This window comes from Actinoallomurus sp. NPDC052308, assembly GCF_040679195.1.
In the GTDB taxonomy this organism is placed as follows: domain Bacteria; phylum Actinomycetota; class Actinomycetes; order Streptosporangiales; family Streptosporangiaceae; genus Actinoallomurus; species Actinoallomurus liliacearum.
In genome coordinates, this window is the sequence record NZ_JBFAUM010000021.1 from 50,555 (window position 1) to 67,630 (window position 17,076).

19 protein-coding genes are annotated in these 17,076 nt (G+C 72.3%); 7 read left to right on the plus strand and 12 right to left on the minus strand.

The genetic code is table 11. The features are described 5' to 3' along the window. Positions 1-61 precede the first annotated feature (61 nt). Genes AB0L00_RS34035 through AB0L00_RS34050 form a run of 4 tightly spaced genes read right to left on the minus strand, consistent with a single transcriptional unit; the run spans position 62 to position 2,595 of the window. Positions 62-226, minus strand: a complete 165-nt coding sequence (locus tag AB0L00_RS34035) for a hypothetical protein (RefSeq protein WP_345358450.1) — start codon at positions 224-226, stop codon at positions 62-64. Positions 227-272: 46 nt separating this feature from the next. Further along, entirely contained in the window at positions 273-956 is a 684-nt protein-coding gene (thiE, locus tag AB0L00_RS34040) for a thiamine phosphate synthase (RefSeq protein WP_364441288.1), read from the minus strand. Positions 957-1,007: 51 nt separating this feature from the next. Next, positions 1,008-1,385 (minus strand): Rv2175c family DNA-binding protein, encoded by a 378-nt coding sequence (locus AB0L00_RS34045; RefSeq protein WP_364441289.1) that lies wholly within the window; start codon positions 1,383-1,385, stop codon positions 1,008-1,010. A gap of 37 nt (positions 1,386-1,422) precedes the next feature. Continuing rightward, positions 1,423-2,595 carry an FAD-dependent oxidoreductase gene (locus tag AB0L00_RS34050; RefSeq protein WP_364441290.1) on the minus strand — a complete coding sequence of 391 codons (1,173 nt, stop codon included), beginning with the start codon at positions 2,593-2,595 and terminating at the stop codon, positions 1,423-1,425. 163 nt (positions 2,596-2,758) lie between these two features. On the opposite strand from AB0L00_RS34050, the gene thiO reads away from it, so the two are divergent. From thiO to AB0L00_RS34075, 5 genes are all read left to right on the plus strand, one after another. After that, the gene (gene thiO, locus AB0L00_RS34055) at positions 2,759-3,874 is read left to right on the plus strand and encodes a glycine oxidase ThiO (protein WP_364441291.1); all 1,116 of its coding nucleotides are present in this window, start codon (positions 2,759-2,761) and stop codon (positions 3,872-3,874) included. Further along, positions 3,871-4,071 (plus strand): sulfur carrier protein ThiS, encoded by a 201-nt coding sequence (gene thiS / locus AB0L00_RS34060; RefSeq protein WP_364441292.1) that lies wholly within the window; start codon positions 3,871-3,873, stop codon positions 4,069-4,071. The genes thiO and thiS overlap by 4 nt, the downstream gene beginning before the upstream one ends. A gap of 2 nt (positions 4,072-4,073) precedes the next feature. Next, positions 4,074-4,886 carry a thiazole synthase gene (locus AB0L00_RS34065; protein WP_364441294.1) on the plus strand — a complete coding sequence of 271 codons (813 nt, stop codon included), beginning with the start codon at positions 4,074-4,076 and terminating at the stop codon, positions 4,884-4,886. Between the two features lie 149 nt (positions 4,887-5,035). Next, positions 5,036-7,054, plus strand: a complete 2,019-nt coding sequence (gene pknB / locus AB0L00_RS34070) for a Stk1 family PASTA domain-containing Ser/Thr kinase (protein ID WP_364441295.1) — start codon at positions 5,036-5,038, stop codon at positions 7,052-7,054. A gap of 72 nt (positions 7,055-7,126) precedes the next feature. Beyond that, entirely contained in the window at positions 7,127-7,990 is an 864-nt protein-coding gene (locus AB0L00_RS34075) for a deoxyribonuclease IV (RefSeq protein WP_364441296.1), read from the plus strand. 371 nt (positions 7,991-8,361) lie between these two features. Here AB0L00_RS34075 and AB0L00_RS34080 read toward each other — a convergent pair whose 3' ends face one another. The 5 genes from AB0L00_RS34080 to AB0L00_RS34100 all read right to left on the minus strand — a co-directional run bounded on the left by AB0L00_RS34080 (position 8,362) and on the right by AB0L00_RS34100 (position 13,187). Beyond that, positions 8,362-10,059: a cation acetate symporter gene (locus AB0L00_RS34080; RefSeq protein WP_364441297.1), complete on the minus strand. Its 1,698-nt coding sequence runs from the start codon at positions 10,057-10,059 to the stop codon at positions 8,362-8,364. A 91-nt stretch (positions 10,060-10,150) separates the two neighbouring features. Continuing rightward, positions 10,151-10,501 carry a hypothetical protein gene (locus tag AB0L00_RS34085; RefSeq protein WP_345358067.1) on the minus strand — a complete coding sequence of 117 codons (351 nt, stop codon included), beginning with the start codon at positions 10,499-10,501 and terminating at the stop codon, positions 10,151-10,153. Beyond that, on the minus strand, positions 10,494-11,273 hold the full coding sequence (locus AB0L00_RS34090) for a LytTR family DNA-binding domain-containing protein (RefSeq protein ID WP_364441298.1): 780 nt from the start codon (positions 11,271-11,273) through the stop codon (positions 10,494-10,496). The genes AB0L00_RS34085 and AB0L00_RS34090 overlap by 8 nt, the downstream gene beginning before the upstream one ends. 62 nt (positions 11,274-11,335) lie before the next feature. Next, the gene (locus AB0L00_RS34095; protein ID WP_364441299.1) at positions 11,336-12,538 is read right to left on the minus strand and encodes a histidine kinase; all 1,203 of its coding nucleotides are present in this window, start codon (positions 12,536-12,538) and stop codon (positions 11,336-11,338) included. Between the two features lie 55 nt (positions 12,539-12,593). After that, on the minus strand, positions 12,594-13,187 hold the full coding sequence (locus AB0L00_RS34100; protein ID WP_364441300.1) for a sulfite oxidase-like oxidoreductase: 594 nt from the start codon (positions 13,185-13,187) through the stop codon (positions 12,594-12,596). Positions 13,188-13,474: 287 nt separating this feature from the next. On the opposite strand from AB0L00_RS34100, the gene aroF reads away from it, so the two are divergent. Together aroF and AB0L00_RS34110 are read left to right on the plus strand one after the other, a co-directional pair. Beyond that, entirely contained in the window at positions 13,475-14,497 is a 1,023-nt protein-coding gene (gene aroF / locus AB0L00_RS34105) for a 3-deoxy-7-phosphoheptulonate synthase (RefSeq protein WP_364441301.1), read from the plus strand. Positions 14,498-14,764: 267 nt separating this feature from the next. After that, positions 14,765-15,673, plus strand: coding sequence for an EamA family transporter (locus tag AB0L00_RS34110; protein WP_364441303.1), 909 nt, complete (start codon positions 14,765-14,767; stop codon positions 15,671-15,673). A 136-nt stretch (positions 15,674-15,809) separates the two neighbouring features. Here AB0L00_RS34110 and AB0L00_RS34115 read toward each other — a convergent pair whose 3' ends face one another. The 3 genes from AB0L00_RS34115 to AB0L00_RS34125 form a co-directional block, all read right to left on the minus strand. Beyond that, the gene (locus AB0L00_RS34115) at positions 15,810-16,172 is read right to left on the minus strand and encodes a type II toxin-antitoxin system VapC family toxin (protein ID WP_364441305.1); all 363 of its coding nucleotides are present in this window, start codon (positions 16,170-16,172) and stop codon (positions 15,810-15,812) included. Between the two features lie 11 nt (positions 16,173-16,183). Then, positions 16,184-16,435 carry a type II toxin-antitoxin system prevent-host-death family antitoxin gene (locus AB0L00_RS34120; RefSeq protein WP_364398021.1) on the minus strand — a complete coding sequence of 84 codons (252 nt, stop codon included), beginning with the start codon at positions 16,433-16,435 and terminating at the stop codon, positions 16,184-16,186. A gap of 118 nt (positions 16,436-16,553) precedes the next feature. Further along, complete coding sequence (locus AB0L00_RS34125) at positions 16,554-17,042, minus strand: ATP-binding protein (RefSeq protein ID WP_364441306.1); 489 nt, start codon at positions 17,040-17,042, stop codon at positions 16,554-16,556. Positions 17,043-17,076 lie beyond the last annotated feature (34 nt).

Sequence of the window (17,076 nt, forward strand, 5' to 3'; positions counted from 1 at the left end):
CCCGCGTCGCGGGCCAAGGGCTCCTGTCGTCTCGGCGGACCCGCCGCCCCGGCGGAGTCCGTCACCAGTGCGGCGGCCGGTCCTCCAGGAGGCGGGCGTCGTCGTCATCTGAGGGGTAATCGCCCCAGCCGAGCTCGGATTCGTCGCGCGTCTGGTCGGGCAACACCACCAGATCGTCGTCGTCGGCCAGCTCCACCAGGCGCTCGTCGTCAGGGTTGCTGATCACGCCTCCCATTCTCGCGCATCGATCCGGCGGTCGGGTGCCGGGTCGGTCAGAACGTCTGGTCCATGGCGCGGAGCGGGCGGGCGAGCTCGGCGGCGGCGCCGCGCGGATCACCGGCCTCGGTGATCGCGCGGACGACGACGACGCGACGGGCGCCGGTGGCCAGCACCTGGTCGAGGTTGCCCGCGTCGATGCCGCCGATCGCGAACCACGGCCGGGGGAACCCGCGCCCGGCGACGTACTCCAGCAGCCCGAGTCCGGGGGCCGGCCGGCCGGGCTTGGTCGGCGTCGGCCAGGTCGGGCCCACGCAGAAGTAGTCGACGCCGGGTTCAATGGCCGCGGCGGCCGCCTGCGCCTCCGAGTGCGTCGACCGGCCGATGAGAATGTCCTGGCCCACGATGGCGCGCGCCGCCTGGACCGGGAGGTCGTCCTGGCCCAGGTGCAGGACGTCCGCGCGTACGGTGTGGGCGATGTCGGCGCGGTCGTTCACCGCCAGCAGGGCGCCGTGCTTGTCGCAGGCGGCACGGAAGGCCGAGAGGTACTCGATCTCCTGCCGCGCCTCGAGGCCCTTCTGCCGGAGCTGCACGATGTCGACGCCACCGGCCAGCGCCGTGTCGAGGAACTCCTCGAGGTCGCCCTGTGCCTCGCGCGCGTCCGTGCAGAGGTAGAGGCGGGCCCGGTCGAGTCGGGCCCGCAGGGTCACGGCGCGTTCAGAGGGCAGGTGCCTGGCCACGGCGGGCCCTTTCGCCGATGGTGCGGGGACCTGCGGCGTGCCCTCCGCGGATCAAAGGGCCAGCGCCTGGGCGCGCCGGTTGATCTCCTTGACGCGGTGCTGGATGAGCGCCTGGACGGGAGAGCCCGGAAGGGAGTCGTCCGGGGTGAACAGCCAGCGCAGCGCCTCGGCGTTGTCGAAGCCGGAGTCGGCGAGGACCGTCAGGGTGCTCTGGAGTCCCTTGAGGGGCTGATCGCCGGAGATGAACGCCGCCGGGACGCAGAGCCCTTCGGCGCGCTGCACTCCCAGGAGCTTGTGGTCGCGGAGAAGCTGCTTGACTCGCTTGAGATCGAGGCCGAGCTTGTCGGCCGCTTCGCGAAGGGTGAGCCATTCGCCCACCAGTGCGTCGGTCTGTCGGTCGATCTCGATTTCGGCAACGGTGTGCGTCACGGAACCCTGCCTACCACCTTCGGCATCTTCTGAAACCTCACTCACGGACGGTCTCCTTGACCGGAATGGCGGGATCCGCCAGCGCTGACCGGTCAACTCGCTTCTGACCTGCGATGATACGCCTGCCCTGCGCAAGATCGCGTGGTCGGTCGACAGTGAGGATCGCCACAAGCCGATCGTCGGCCAGCCAGCAGGCCGACCACCCGCCGGCGGCCGCCGGGTCGCCGCGCCAGAGCATGATGTCGGCCATCGGGTGATGCCCGGCGTACTGCACCATGTGCCCGAACTGCTCCGACCAGAAGTACGGCACCGGGTCGTAGAGCCGGTCGCCGCCCAGCAGGCCCGCGGCCGCGACCTCCGGGGCGTTCAGGGCGGTGTCCCAGTGCTCGACGCGCAGGCGGCGCCGGAACCTCGACGACCACCACGCGGCGCAGTCCCCGACCGCGTAGACCCCCGGCCGGCCGGTGCGCAGTCGTTCGTCGACGGCGATGCCGTTGTCGAGGGTCAGGCCCGATCCTTCGAGCCAGGCGGTCTCGGGACGGACTCCCACGCCCGTCAGGACGACGTCCGCCTCGACCGAGCCGCCGCCCGCCAGGTCGAGACCGCCCCGCTCCACGGACGCGACCTTGACGCCGGTACGGAGCTCGATCCCCGCCTCGGCGTACCAGCCCGTCGTCTTCGTGCCGACCTCGGCGGCGACGGCCCCGGAGAGGGGGGCGTCGGCGGCCTCGACCACCGTGACACGGCAGCCGGCCGCGGCCGCCGCCGTCGCGACCTCCGCGCCGATCCAGCCGGCGCCCACGATCGCGACCCGGGCTCCGGGACGCAGCTCGGCGCGGAGCGCCCTGGCGTCGTCGATGGTGCGCAGCACGTGCTGCGGGCCCTCGCCGGGCAGCCGGATCGGCGACGCGCCGGTCGCGATCACCAGGCCGTCGAAGGCGAGGGGGCCCGCCGTCGTCTCCAGGACGTCGGTGAGACCGGTCACACGGTGACCGAGCAGCAGTTCGCAGTCCAGCGCCGTCCAGTCGGCCTCGACGGTCGTGTCGTCGGCCTCCCCGCGCAGCACGCCCTTGGACAGCGGCGGCCGGTCGTACGGGCGGTGCGGCTCGGCTCCGACGAGGGTCAGCCGGCCGGTGTGGCCCTGGGCCCGCAGCGCCTCGATGGTCCGGACGCCCGCCAGTCCACCGCCTGCGACGATCACCCGCTCCATGTTCGCGACCTTATAGTCTGTTGACGTAAGCGCGGGAGTCCGGCGCACCGGGCTGAGAGGGCGGCACAGCGGCCGCCGACCGCATGAGCCCGCCTCGACGACCACCCCGGTCGGCGCGGGCTCTGGACCTGATCCGGATCATGCCGGCGAAGGGAGCGCACACGTGCACGTGGTCATTGTGGGCGGCGGAGTGATCGGCCTCGGGATCGCGTGGCGATCCCTCAGCCGTGGCATCGAGGTCACGGTCGTCGACCCGGAGCCGGCGAGCAAGGCGTCGCGGGTCGCCGCGGGCATGCTGACCCCCGTCACCGAGGCGAGCTACGGCGAGGACGCCCTGCTGCGGCTCGGTATCGAGTCCCGCGACCGGTACCCCTCCTTCGTCGCCGAGCTGGAGGAGGTCTCCGGCCGGGACACCGCGTACCGGCGCGACGGGGTGCTGCAGGTCGCCCTCGACTCCGACGACCTGGCCGTACTGGACGAGCTGCGCCGGTTCCAGGAGTCGCTCGGCCTCGCCGCCGAGGCGCTCACCGGCCGGGAGTGCCGCCGCCGGGAGCCCATGCTGGCGCCGTCGGCGCGCGGCGGACTGTTCGCGCCCGACGACGGCTCGGTCGACCCGCGTCGCCTGTCCGCGGCGCTGCTGGCCGCCGTCGACCGGCTGGGCGGCACTCTGGTCCGGGACCGTGCGGCCGAGGTCCTCACCGACCGCGACCGCGCCGTCGGCGTGCGTCTCGCCGGCGGCGACACCGTTCACGCCGACCAGGTGGTGCTGGCCGCCGGTCCCTGGAGCCACGAGCTGAAGGGGCTGCCGCCGGACGCCGTCCCCCCGGTCCGCCCGGTCAAGGGCCAGGTCGTACGCCTGCGCGGCCCGTTCCCCCTCCTGGGGAGCACCGTTCGCGGCCTCGTCCGCGGTTCCTCGGTCTATCTGGTGCCCCGCGCCGACGGCGAGCTCGTCATCGGCGCGACCCAGGAGGAGATGGGCTACGACACGACGGTGACCGCCGGCGGGGTGTGGGAGCTGCTGCGCGACGCCCACGAGCTGGTCCCCGGCGTCACCGAGCTCGCCTTCGCCGAGGTGACCGCCGGGCTGCGGCCCGGCTCGCCGGACAACGCCCCCGTCCTCGGGCCGTCGGCGCTGCCCGGCCTGCTGCTCGCCACCGGCCACTACCGCAACGGCATCCTCCTCACCCCGGTCACCGCCGACGCCATGGCGGATGTCATCGCGACCGGAGAGCCGCCCGAGGTCATCCGGCCGTTCGCACCCGGAAGGTTCCGAGATTGAAGATCACTGTCAACGGCTCCGTACGGGACGCCCCCGCGGGTTCGTCCGTGGCCGGCGTGGTCGCGTCGCTGATCGAACACCCCACCGGCGTCGCCGTCGCGCTGAACGACGAGGTCGTGCCGCGCGCCGACTGGAAGACCACGATTCTGCGCGAGTCGGACCGCATCGAGGTCCTGACCGCCGTCCAGGGAGGCTGACCATGCAGCGACACGCCGAAGACACCCCCGAGGGTGGTACCGGCCCGGAGCCGCTCGTCATCGCGGGCGAGAGCTTCGAGTCCAGGCTGATCATGGGCACGGGCGGGGCGCCGAGCATGCGGATCCTCGAAGAGGCGCTGACCGCGTCCGGTACCGAGCTGACCACGGTCGCGATGCGCCGTGTCGGCGCGGACACCCCCGGGTCCGTCCTCGACGTGCTCCGCCGGTGCGGCATCCGGGTGCTGCCGAACACCGCGGGGTGCTTCACGGCGGGCGAGGCCGTCCTCACCGCCAAGCTCGCCCGCGAGGCCCTCGGCACCGAGTGGATCAAGCTCGAGGTCATCGCCGACGAGCGGACCCTGCTGCCCGACCCGATCGAGCTCGTCGACGCCGCGGAGCGACTCGTCGACGACGGGTTCGTCGTGCTGCCGTACACCAACGACGACCCGGTCCTGGCGCGGCGCCTCGAGCAGGCCGGCTGCGCCGCGGTGATGCCCCTCGGCTCCCCCATCGGCTCCGGTCTGGGCATCCGCAACCCGCACAACATCGAGCTGATCGTCGAGCGGGCCGGGGTGCCCGTGATCCTGGACGCGGGCCTGGGGACCGCCAGCGACGCCGCCCTCGCCATGGAGCTCGGCTGCGACGCCGTCCTGCTCGCCACGGCCGTCACCCGCGCCCAGTCGCCCACCATGATGGCCGCGGCGATGCGGCACGCGGTGGAGGCCGGCCGGCTGGCCCGCCTCGCGGGCCGGATCCCCAAACGCCGGTACGCGTACGCGTCCTCGCCGTGGGAGGGGCTGAGCTCCGCCGGCTGACCGTCCGGCGGGCGGGGAATCCTCGGCCGCGCCGGATACGCCCATGAGCAGGCCGTTCGCCTCGCGGTCGGTCTCGATCCCGCAAGGATTGATGCTTTGATCCTGAGTCAGGACGAGTATGCCCCCGAATCCCTAATACACTCCCCCTGATGGATACGACGGTTGCGGACCCCCTCGTCGGGCAGGTGCTCGACGGGCGCTACCTCGTACGGTCACGTGTCGCCCGGGGTGGCATGGCCACCGTTTACGCCGGTCACGACACCAAGCTGGACCGTACGGTGGCGCTGAAGGTCATGCATGCGAACCTCGCCATGGACGAGGAGTTCGTCCGGCGTTTCATCGGTGAGGCCAAGAGCGCGGCCGCCCTGTCCCACCCCAACGTGGTGGCGGTCTACGACCAGGGCACCGACAAGGGCTATGTCTTCCTCGCGATGGAGTACGTCCCCGGGCGCACGCTGCGCGACCTGCTGACCGAGCGCGGCCGGCTGGGCCCGCGCGAGGCGCTGCAGGCCATGCAGCCGGTGCTGTCCGCGCTGGGCGCCGCACACCGCGCCGGGCTGATCCACCGCGACGTCAAGCCGGAGAACGTCCTGCTCACCGCCGACGGGCAGGTGAAGGTCGCCGACTTCGGCCTGGCCCGCGCCGAGACCGCGAGCAAGCAGACGAAGACCGGCATGATCATCGGTACCGTCGGCTACCTCGCGCCCGAGCAGGTCATCTCCGGCGACGCCGACGCCCGTACGGACGTGTACGCCGCGGGCATCATGCTGTTCGAGCTGCTCACCGGCCGCCAGCCGTACGAGGGCGGCACGCCGCTGGCCGTCGCCTACAAGCACGTCAACGAGACGGTGCCGCTGCCCTCGAGCGTCATCCCGGGCCTGCCGCCGCAGATCGACGCGCTGGTGGCCAGCGCCACCAACCGCGACCCGGCGCGCCGGCCGTCCGACGCCGACCACTTCCACGCCGCGGCGGGCGAGGTCTACCGCCTGCTGCCGCCGGAGGTCGACGCGTCGCTGGCCGGAGTCGCGCCGGCACCGCCGCCTCCCCCGACCCCCGCGCTCCCGGCGCCGGCCGTCGGCCCCACGGTCACGGACGGCTCGACGCAGATGCTCGGCCACCACGCCGGCGGCTACGCGCCGCCGCACGCGGGGACGCAGATGCTGGGCGCGCACACGATGACGGTGCACCACGAGCCGCCGCCGCCTCCGACGATGCGCGACCGGCTGCTGCGGCCGCCGGGCGTGTACGGCGTCATCGCCGGCGCGCTCGCCATCGTCCTGCTGCTCGGCGGGATCGTGTGGTACCAGACGGTGGGCAACAAGGAGGCCGTGCCCAAGCTGGCGGGGTTGACCGAGGAGCAGGCCCGCGTCGCCGCGGAGAACGTCGGGCTCAAGGTCAAGGTCGGGTCCTCGCGGTTCGACCCGAAGATCCCCAAGGACAGGGTCGCCGAGGTCCAGCCGCAGGCGGGCACCAAGGTCGAGAAGGGCACCCTGCTCACGTTGATCCTGTCCAAGGGCAGGCAGCCGGTCGCGATCCCGGATGTCAAGAACGATCCGCTCGACACGGCGAAGCAGAAGCTCCAGCAGGCGGGGCTCACTCCTGGTGACGTGGTGAAGGACGCCAGCACCACCGTGCCGGTCGGCTCGGTGATCAGGACCAGGCCCGCCGCCAAGACGATGCAGAGCCCGGAGGACCCCGTCACGCTCGTGGTCAGCCGTGGCATCCAGATGCCGAAGCTGGTCGGCCTCAAGCGCGACGTCGCCGCCCAGAAGCTGAGCAAGCTCGGTCTCAACCCGCAGTGGCAGGAGCAGGACCCGGGCGACGGGCAGCAGCCGAACACCGTCATCAACCAGGACCCACCGTTCGGCCAGCAGCTCACCCCGGGCCAGACCGTCACCGTCACCGTGACCAAGGCGCAGAAGGACTGCGCGCCGCTGGACTTCGCCTGCCTGTGGCGGCGGATGCACGGCCACGACCAGCAGAACGGTCAGCCGGCGCCGGTCCCCGGGGTGCTGGGCCAGCCGATCGCCCAGGCCGCCCAGGCGCTCGTGGAGGCCGGTTTCCAGGTGCAGGTCACGGGCGGCCAGCCCGGCGACCCCGTGACCGGACAGGACCCGCCCCCCAACACCCCGACGCCGAAGGGCTCGGTCGTCAAAATCTGGCACTGAGCGTCCCGCCGGCACGGCGACCGCGCCGTGCCGGCCCGTCAGGACGGGCCGGGGCACTAGGCTGGATCGGTCATGGTCAGAGCAGATTTCAACGCGATCGGCGCCCACGTCCCGGTGGCGGGCGGGCTGGCGACCGGCGGGCTCCGCTACGCCGCCGAGATCGGGGCCGAGGCCGTCCAGGTCTTCGTCAGCAACCCACGGGGCTGGGCGCGAGCCGCCGGGAAACCCGAAGAGGACCGGCGGCTGCGGGAGCACAGTGAGCAGCACGACCTGCCGGTGTTCGTGCACGCGCCGTACCTCATCAACCTCGGGTCACCGAGTCCGGAGACGATCGACCACTCGGTCGCGTCGATCCGGCACGCCCTCCAGCGCGGTGCCGTGATCGGCGCGCGGGGCGTGGTCGTGCACACCGGCTCCGCGGTGTCGCAACCGCGCGAGGACGCGATGCGGCAGATCCGCGAGCACCTGCTGCCGCTCCTGGACGAGATCCCCGCCGACGGTCCCGACCTGCTCCTGGAGCCGATGGCCGGCCAGGGGCAGATGCTGTGCGCCACCGTGACCGACCTGGGCCCCTACCTCGACGCCGTCGACCGGCATCCCCGTGCCGGGGTCTGTCTCGACACCTGCCACGCCTTCAGCGCCGGGCACGACCTGACGGCGCCGGGAGGCGTCGCCGCGATGCTCGAGGCCCTGGCCGAGACCGTGGGGGCCGACCGGCTCAAGCTCATCCACGCGAACGACAGCAAGGACCCCTGCGGGTCGTGCCGGGACCGCCACGAGAACATCGGCGCCGGGCTGATCGGCGCGGCACCCTTCGCCGAGCTGTTCCGTCACCCGGTCAGCCGCGGGGTGCCTCTCATCATCGAGACGCCGGGCCGCAGCGCGGAACCGCACCGCGCGGACATCGAGACCCTCAAGAAGCTCCGCGCCGGCTGACCGCCGCCCGGCTCCCCGCCCGCGCCGCCTGACCGCCGTCTGGCCTCCGACCCGTGCCCGGCCGACCACCGCTCAGGCTCACGTCGTGCCCACGCCTCCCACGCCCGGCGCGGGGCCGGGCATGAAAAAGGCCTGGGTGCTGCTGAACAACCCCCCGACCGTTCAGCAGCACCCAGGCGCGCCGCCTGGCGTCCACCCCCCCGAGTCGGAGCCTGGCGGCCGTCCCGAGAACGTTGCTGTGTCCGAAACCCTAGGGTCCACGCGCCCCGCCGCGAAACCCATATGGCCCTCGCCTCGGCAAACGGTTCGTAGTGAGCGGTATACGTTCGGTAAGCGAGGGCCGAGCGGTCGGTGCGACGCGACGAACGGTCTCAGCCCGGCCCGCCCGGCTCGGCGTCCTCGGGCAGGTGCATGCGAGCCATGGCGCGCTCCGTGCGCTCGGGTACCTGCCCGGAGGTGAGCAGCGACACCGTGACGGTCACCGCGAAGGCCAGCGGCACGGTGACGATGGCCGGCTGCTCCACGAGCGTTCCCAGCCAGCCGGAGCCCGGGCCGGGGTCACTGAGCACCCGCGCCAGCCCGGCCGCGGCCGCCGGCACCCCGCCCGCGACGATCCCCGCCGTCACGGCGGGCGGCGTGAGCCGCCGCCACCACACCCCCAGGATGAGCAGGGGGCACAGCGACGAGGCGGCGACGACGAACGCGACGGTCACCAGGGCCGCCGACTGGGGGCTGCAGGCCCAGGGCGCGATGAGCAGGGGCACGGCGACGGCGACCAGGACGGCGGTACGGAAGCCGCGCGCTCCCCCGCCGAGTCCCTGCGCGATGCTGCCCGACACGGCCACCACGACGCCGCAGGAGGTGGAGGTGAAGGCCGCGAACGCGCCGGTCGCGATGAGGGCGGTCAGCAGGTCGCCGGTGACTCCGGGGACCATCCGGTGCGGCAGCAGGAGCAGCGTCGCGTCGGTCTCCCCGGTCATCAGCAGTTCCGGGGTGTACACCCGGCCGAGGGTGCCGAACAGCGCGGGGAACAGGGAGAACACCGCCAGCATGAGGACGACGAGCCCGGCCGTGCGCCGGGCGGTGCGCCCGCAGGAGTTGGTGTAGAACCGCACGGTGATCTGCGGTAAGCCCATCGTCCCGAGGATCGTCGCGAGGAGCACGGAGTACGTCGCGGCCAGCGGATGTTCGCGGCCGCCCGCGAACGGCGTCGCCCAGCGGTCGCCGCGCAGCAGCGCGATCCGCGACGTGTGCGGCACCGGCGCGCCGGCGGGGAACCGGATGCGGGTGCCGGCGCGGACCCGGTGCCGACCCGCCACGAGGCGCAGCCGCTCGCCGTGGTGACGACGGCCGTCGAGGACGCCGGTGACCGCGACCGCGACCGGCGCCGTCAGGTGGATGCCCGCGGCCGTGTCGGCGGTGACGGTGGTGTCGCGGTGGAAGTACGGCGGCCGGGCCGCGTCGGCGTCGTTCTGAAGTCGCCAGACGGCGATGAAGACGAGCGCGGGGATGGTGACGGCCATCAGCTTCAGCCAGAACTGCACGGCCTGCACGCCGGTGATGCTGCGCACCCCGCCCGGCAGGACGAGGACGACCACCGCCGCCACGACGACGAGCCAGCCCATCCACACGGGCAGTCCGCTGATCACCGACAGCGTCACGCCGGCGCCCTGGAACTGGGGCAGCAGGTAGAACCAGCCGATGACGAGCACGCACGCGCTGACGGCGCGGCGCACCCGCCGCGAACCCAGCCGCCACTCGGCGAAGTCCGACAGCGTGTACGCGCCGGAGCGCCGCAGCGGGGCCGTGACCGAGGCGAGCAGCACGACGTGACCGGCGGCGGCGCCGATGGGCAGCCACAGCATGTCCGCGCCGTACGCGAGGACCAGGCCGGCCATGCCGAGGAACGCCGCCGCGGAGACGTACTCGCCGCTGATCGCCGAGGCGTTCCACCACGGCGAGACCTCACGGGCGGCGGCGTACAGGTCGGCCACCTGGGTCGGCCGGCCCCGCGCCGGCACGATCGCGAGCGAGGCGATGAGCAGGGCCATCGCGAGCATTGTGATCATTTGTTCTCCTCGCCCGGTGGGGAGGTGTACGGCCACCCCGCGGGTACGGCGTCGACGCGGGCTCCGGTCATCGGCGCCGGGGCGGCTCCGGTCACTCGCGCCGGGCCATGGCCGCGAAGTCGCGCTCGGCCCGCTCGGCGAGGCGTACGTGCCGGCGCGCGACGGCGACCCACACCACCGGGACGACCGCGGACAGCACCAGCCAGGGCAGCCGGACGCCGAACAGCCGGACCCGCGACAGCGCGGGCTCCCACGCGAACAGCAGCGGCAGCCCGCCGCTGACCAGCGCCACGATCGCGCACGTCAGCGCGGCGTGCCCCGCCTGGACGCGCATGAGCGACCGGACGGGCGCCGGGTCCGGCTCGTCCCGGTCTTCGGCGGCACGGTGCGGAGGTCGCGGCGAGCCGCTGGGCGGCCCGGTGACGGTGACGCGTTCACTCATCGGGCGCGGGCGGCTCACCGGGCGACGGCGGCCGCTGCCGGAAACGACGGATCAGCAGGTCGCGAACCTCCCGGGCTTGGCGGCGGCTCACCGGCAGCCGCAGGTCGCCGATCTGGACGACCGTGCGGCCCTCGTCGAAGTGGAGCTCGGTGATGTGCGCGGCGGCGACGAGCGTCTTGCGGTGGATGCGGATGAACCCGGCGGCCTGCCACCGCTCGGCGAGCGCGGCGAGCGGCATCCGGAGGAGGTAGCTGCCCTCGGCGGTGTGCAGGCGGATGTAGTCGCCGTGCGTCTCGGCGTGGGTGACGTCGGCGCGGGAGATCAGCCGGGTGCGGCCGCCGAGCTCCACCGGGATCACCTCGTCCGCCTCCGGCTCGTACGGCGCGGTGTCCCGGTGCACGATCTCGTCGACGCGCCGTACGGCCTCGCCGAGGCGGTCGGGGTCGATCGGCTTCAGGAGGTAGTCGACGGCGCCGAACTCGAAGGCGGTGACGGCGAACTCGTCATGCGCGGTGACGAAGACGATGGCGGGCGGGTCGGCGAAGCCGGCGACGAGGCGGGCGAAGTCGATACCGTCCAGTGCGGGCATGCAGATGTCGAGGAAGACCGCGTCGAGCCGCTCCCCACTCTTGATCATCCTGCCGATCTCGCGCAGCGCCTCGGCGGCGTCGCGGGCGGGCGTGACGTGCTCGATTCGCGGATGCCGACGAAGCAGGTAGGTGAGCTCCTCCAGCGCGGGGGCCTCATCGTCGGTGGCGAGGACGCGAAGCATGGCAGGAGACTCCCTCTTTTACGCAGAGTATGCAACTCATTTCACAAAGTAGTTGTTTTTTATTACCGGGCGACGGCGGTGTGGCTCTTCGGCACGCGGAGGCTGACCTTCATCCCCGCCCCGACGGCGGTCTCGATGACCAGGCCGTGCCCCTCTCCGTAGACCTGACGCAGGCGGTGGTCGACGTTCACCAGGCCGATGCCGCCGTGCGGCGCGCTCTCCCGACCCTCCTCGAGGAGGTCTCGCAGCTTGCCGGGGTCCATCCCGACCCCGTCGTCCTCCACACTGATCGCCGCCTCGGCGCCGGCGTCCCCGGCGACGATCCGGACGTGCAGCCGCTCCATGCCGCCACACCGCATGCCGTGCCGGATGGCGTTCTCCACCAGCGGCTGCAGGGACAGGAACGGCACCGCGACCGGGAGCACCTCGGGCGCGATCTCGACGGTGAAGCGCAGCCGCTCGTCGCCGAAGCGCGCCCGCTCGAGGAGGAGGTAGCGGTGGATCGACCGCAGTTCCTCGGCCAGCGTCGTGAAGTCGCGCCGGTCGCGGAACGAGTAGCGCGCGAAGTCGGCGAAGTCGAGCAGCAGTTCGCGGGCGCGCTCGGGGTCCGTGCGGATGAAGGACGCGATCGTGGTCAGCGAGTTGTAGACGAAGTGCGGGGAGATCTGGGCGCGGAGGGCCCGCATCTCCGCCTCCATCAGGCGTGTCTTCGACGACTCCAGCTCGGCCAGCTCCAACTGCCCGGAGGCCCAGCGGGCGACCTCGCCGAGGGTCTGCAGGCGTTCGTCCCGGACCCCCGCGCCGTACGCCGCGAGGGCCCCGGCGACGCGGCCCTCGATGGTCAGCGGCGCGATCACCGCGGCCCGGATGGGGCAGTCGGGATCGCCGCACGCGATCAGCTCCGACACGACCACGCGGGGCCGCCCGGTGCCGAGCACCTGGGCGACGAGCGGGACCACGGTCTCGGCGTGGGCGTCCCCGGCGCCGTCCCAGGCGAGCAGGCGCTCGGTGTCGGTGACGGCGACGGCCGGGACGCCGAGGAGCTCCCGCAGGTGACGGGCCGCCCGGCGCGCCGACTCCTCGGTCAGGCCGGTCCGCAGGGAGGCCGACGCCAGCGAGATGGTGTGCAGGACGGCGAACGTCGCCTCACCGCTCGGCGCGCCCGGCCCGTCGCGCCGGCGGACCGAGCCGAGCGACCAACCGGCGGCGGCCGCCATCAGCGCCGCCGTGGCGGCCAGGACCGCCTCGACCGATATCCCCACCATGAACACAGACGGTAATGCCATCGTCACGGAAACGTCGGGATTTCGGCAACTCCTCTTACGCCGGAGGCTCGTCCTCCTGGTAGGAGTACCGCTGTTCGTGCCACGGGTCGGCGATGTTGTGGTAGCCCCGCTCCTCCCAGAAGCCACGGCGGTCCACGGTGAGGTACTCGATGGCGCGCACCCACTTCACGCTCTTCCAGCCGTACAGGTGCGGCACCACCATCCGCAGGGGCGCGCCGTGGTCGGGCGTGAGCGGCTCACCACCCTGATGGGTGGCCAGCAGCGTCTTCTCCTCAAGGAAGTCGATCATGCGCAGGTTGGCGCTGTAGCCGTACTCCGCCCACACCATGACGTGGGTCGCGTCGTCGGCCGGGGGCGCCAGCCGGACGAGCGTGGCCGTGAGGATGCCCTCCCACTCGACGTCGGGAACGGTGAACTTCGTGACGCAGTGGAAGTCGGCGCTGACCCTGCCCCGCGGCATCGCCTGGAGCTGCGGCCAGGTCCAGCGGTACTCCCGCCCGGCCTCGGTGGCGCCGTACACGCGCAGGTCCCAGCTGGCGGGGCGGAACTTCGGCACCGGGCCGTAGTGCAGGACGGGCCAGCCGCGCGGAACGTACTGTCCCGGCGGGAGGCGGTCGTCAGGCCCCACAGCGTCGTCCTCGACTCTCCGATTGCCCGCTCATGGTCATCGGCCATCCTGCCATCCCCCGCGCACGCGGTGTGCCGAACCCCTCCGCCCACGACGCTCGGCGCATCGGCTAGGCTGTCCTCCATGCACAACGTCTTCTCCTTTACCTATGGCGGGCCCGGGACACGGGTGACTGCCGGAAGGACGCTGCGCTAGAAGGCAACCACCGACAGATGCCCCGGGCCCGATGGGTCCGGGGCATCTGTCGTTTCCGGCCAAGAACCGACTGTTTCGGAAGAGGAAGCATCATGGTCGTTGTCATGTCCGCCGACGCGGAGGAAGCCGATATCCAGGCCGTCGTCACGGTCGTCGAGGGCGCGGGCGGCGAGGCGTTCGTCAGCCGGGGCGTCAACCGTACGATCATCGGGCTGGTCGGCGACGTCGAGCAGTTCGGCACCCTGAACCTCCACGCCCTGCGCGGCGTCACCGACGTCGTACGGATCTCGGTGCCGTTCAAGCTGGTCAGCCGGGAGAACCACCCGGACCGTTCGATCGTGCGCGTCGGCGGCGTGCCGATCGGCCCCGGCACCATGACGCTCATCGCCGGGCCGTGCGCGGTCGAGACGCCGGAGCAGACGCTCCAGGCCGCACGGATGGCCCAGGCCGCGGGCGCGACCCTCCTGCGCGGCGGGGCTTTCAAGCCGCGCACCTCCCCGTACGCCTTCCAGGGCCTCGGTGAGAAGGGCCTGCGCATCCTGGCCGACGTGCGCGCCGAGACCGGCATGCCCATCGTCACCGAGGTGGTGGACGCGCACGACGTCGAGCTCGTCGCCTCGTACGCCGACATGCTCCAGGTCGGCACCCGGAACATGCAGAACTTCGCGCTGCTGCAGGCCGTCGGCGGCGTCGGCAAGCCCGTCATGATCAAGCGCGGGATGAACGCCACGATCGAGGAGTGGCTGATGGCCGCCGAGTACGTCGCCCAGCGCGGCAACCTCGACATCGTGCTGTGCGAGCGCGGCATCCGCACGTTCGAGAAGGCCACCCGCAACACCCTCGACATCTCGGCCGTCCCGGTCGCGCAGCGGCTGTCCCACCTGCCCGTCATCGTCGACCCGTCGCACTCCGGCGGCCGGCGCGACCTCGTGCTGCCGCTGACCCGCGCGGCGATCGCGGTCGGCGCCGACGGGGTGATCATCGACGTGCATCCGAACCCGGAGAGCGCGCTGTGCGACGGCCCGCAGGCCCTCGTCGACGACGACGTCCGCGAACTGGCGCAGACGGTACGCGACCTGCCGCCCATCGTCGGCCGCACCCTCGCCACCGCCTGACCGCGGGCGGCGCGCCGCCCGCGGTCTCGCGGGCGGCGCGCCCGGTTCGGGGCCGGACGCCCCGGATGTGCATCGCGGTGCGCGAAAGGTAGTCTTCGCTGCATGGCGTACTACACCGCCCAGCTTGGGCCGCCCCGGTTCTGACCGGGGCCACCACTCCTACGCCCGGCACCGCCGGGCGCTTCTTCTGACGCCGCCGCCGAGCGGCTCTTCGGCGCGCCCCGGATCTCGCGTTCCCTGAACCGTTCGATATCTGGAGCGTTCTCCTTGACGACCACTGAGGTCTCCTCCGCCGCGCCCGTGCGCCGGCGGCTCGGCGGGTCCGCCGACATCGTCCTCGCCGCCTCCCTGTGGGGCACGACCGGCACCGTCCGCAGTTTCGTCCACGCCAGTCCGGTCGCCGTGGGCGCCGCCCGGCTCCTCATCGGCGGCGCCTTCCTGTTCGCCGTGGCCCTGCGCTGCGGCGGGCTGCGGCCCCTGCTCGCCCGCGGCACCCGGACCCGGCTGATCCTCCTCCTCGGCGCGGTGCTCGTCGCCGTCTACCAGGTGGCGTTCTTCAGCGCGGTCGCCCGCACCGGCGTCGCGACGGGCACCGTCGTCACGATCGGCAGCGGGCCCGTCTTCGCCGGCCTGCTGTCCCGGCTGCTGCGCATGGGCGCGCTGACCCGGCGCTGGCTGCTCTCCACAGCGGGGGCGGTCGCCGGGTGCGCCGCGCTCACCCTGGGCGGCCAGGCCGCCGGTGTCGAGCCCATCGGCGTCGCGCTGGCCCTGATCTCCGGGTTCGGCTACGCCGCGTACGCCACCGTCGCGTCGTACCTGATCACCCGGGGCGACGACAGCCGGGCGGTGCTCGGCGCGCTGTTCGGCGGGTCCGGAGTGCTGCTGCTGCCGGTGCTGCCCGTCGTCGGCTCCGGCTGGCTCCTCACCGGGCCGGGCGCGGCCGCGGCCCTCTACCTCGGCGTGATCACCACCGGGCTCGGCTACCTGTTCTACGGCCGGGGGCTGCGGACGACCCCGGTCGCCGCCGCCACCACCCTCACCCTGGCCGAGCCGGCGGTCGCGGCGGTCCTGGGCCTGTGCGTCCTCGGCGAGCACCTGGGCGCGCTCGCCCTCGCCGGCCTGGCCCTCCTCGCCGCCAGCCTGCTCGTCCTCACCGTGCCCACCCGCTCCCGCTGAGCCTGCCGGGCCGGGTGCCCACCCGTCGATTCCCGCGCCGTCTACTCAGGCGAGCTACCGTCTCGCCTGAGTAGACGGCCACGTCAGCGGCACCGGCACGGCCTCAGCCGGCCGTTTCAGAAGCCGCACTGAGCGATCAGACGTATAGCAAAGAAACGTCGTATTTCTGCACCATCGCGTCCCGGGTCACCAGCGTCAGGCCTTCGGACTGTGCCTGCGCTACGAGCATCCGATCAAACGGATCCCGGTGTATGGAGGGCAATCTCCCCGCGACCATCGCGTGGTGCGCCGTTATAGGGAGCTCCCGCAGATCGCAGGCCGCCACCTGCTCCGGAATATCGGCAGGACCGATCTTCTCCGTCGCCTGCTTGATCGCCAGTTCCCAGATGGAGGCCGCGCTGAGGAACACGTCGGGTTCTGTGTCGATCCGTTCCTTGACGTCGTCCGCCAACTCCGGGGCATCGGTCAGCCACCACAGGACGACATGTGTGTCCAGCAACAGTCTCACGGTCAGAGCCCGAAGTCGGTGGCGATGGCGGCATTCGTCTGGTCCGAGTCCCAGTCATCGGCGAGTGCAAGCCTGCCGCGCAATGACCCCCGCCCCTTGCGGTGGACCCGAGTGGCCAAAGGCACCACCTTGGCGACGGGCTTCCCCGCACGGCTGATGATGATCTCTTGGCCTTCCTCGACCCGATCTATGATCCGGGAGAGGTGTGTCTTGGCCTCGTGGATGTTGAACTGCTCCGCCGTTCGTTCGGACATGAGCACCTCCTGAGTCGACCAGACTAAGTCTAGTCAAGTAGGTTCCGGCCTACCGAGGTTCGCGAGATGACGACTTCCCCTCGGGAAGTCTCACCCTGCTCGCCATGCGCTTGCCTCGTCACGTAGGCGCCCCGATCTGCGCGACCTCGTCGGCCGTCAGAGTGACCTCTGGTGCGACGATGATGACGTGCACGGTCTTTCCGTGCTCCGCGTAAGTGACCCAGCGCGCAGCGGCCCCCTGGTCAACGATCGTTAAGCCGCGTCCGTGTTCCACGAGTTGGCCGCCCTGATCGCAGCCGAGCATCGGCCGGTGGTCGGGGTCGGTGACGGCCAGATGTACGCATCGCCCGGTGACCTTGATTGTGACGCGAATCGGATGCACGTCGTCCGGCCACGAGCGCAGAGCGGCAGTGGCGACGATCGCGTTGGTGACGAGCTCGCTCGTGATCAGACCGATCTCGTACGGGTCGCGGGGATAACCGAACACGGCCGTGGATGCGAATCGGCGCGCCTCACCGGCGTATTCGGGACGGGCGCGGAGCGCCAGCCAGGAGGACGACGGCGGCAAGCCGGGAGGGGCGGCGATCGCCGCAGGATCAGGGGCCACGGGGAACCATCTCCCTCGTCATTGGTCTGAGGTG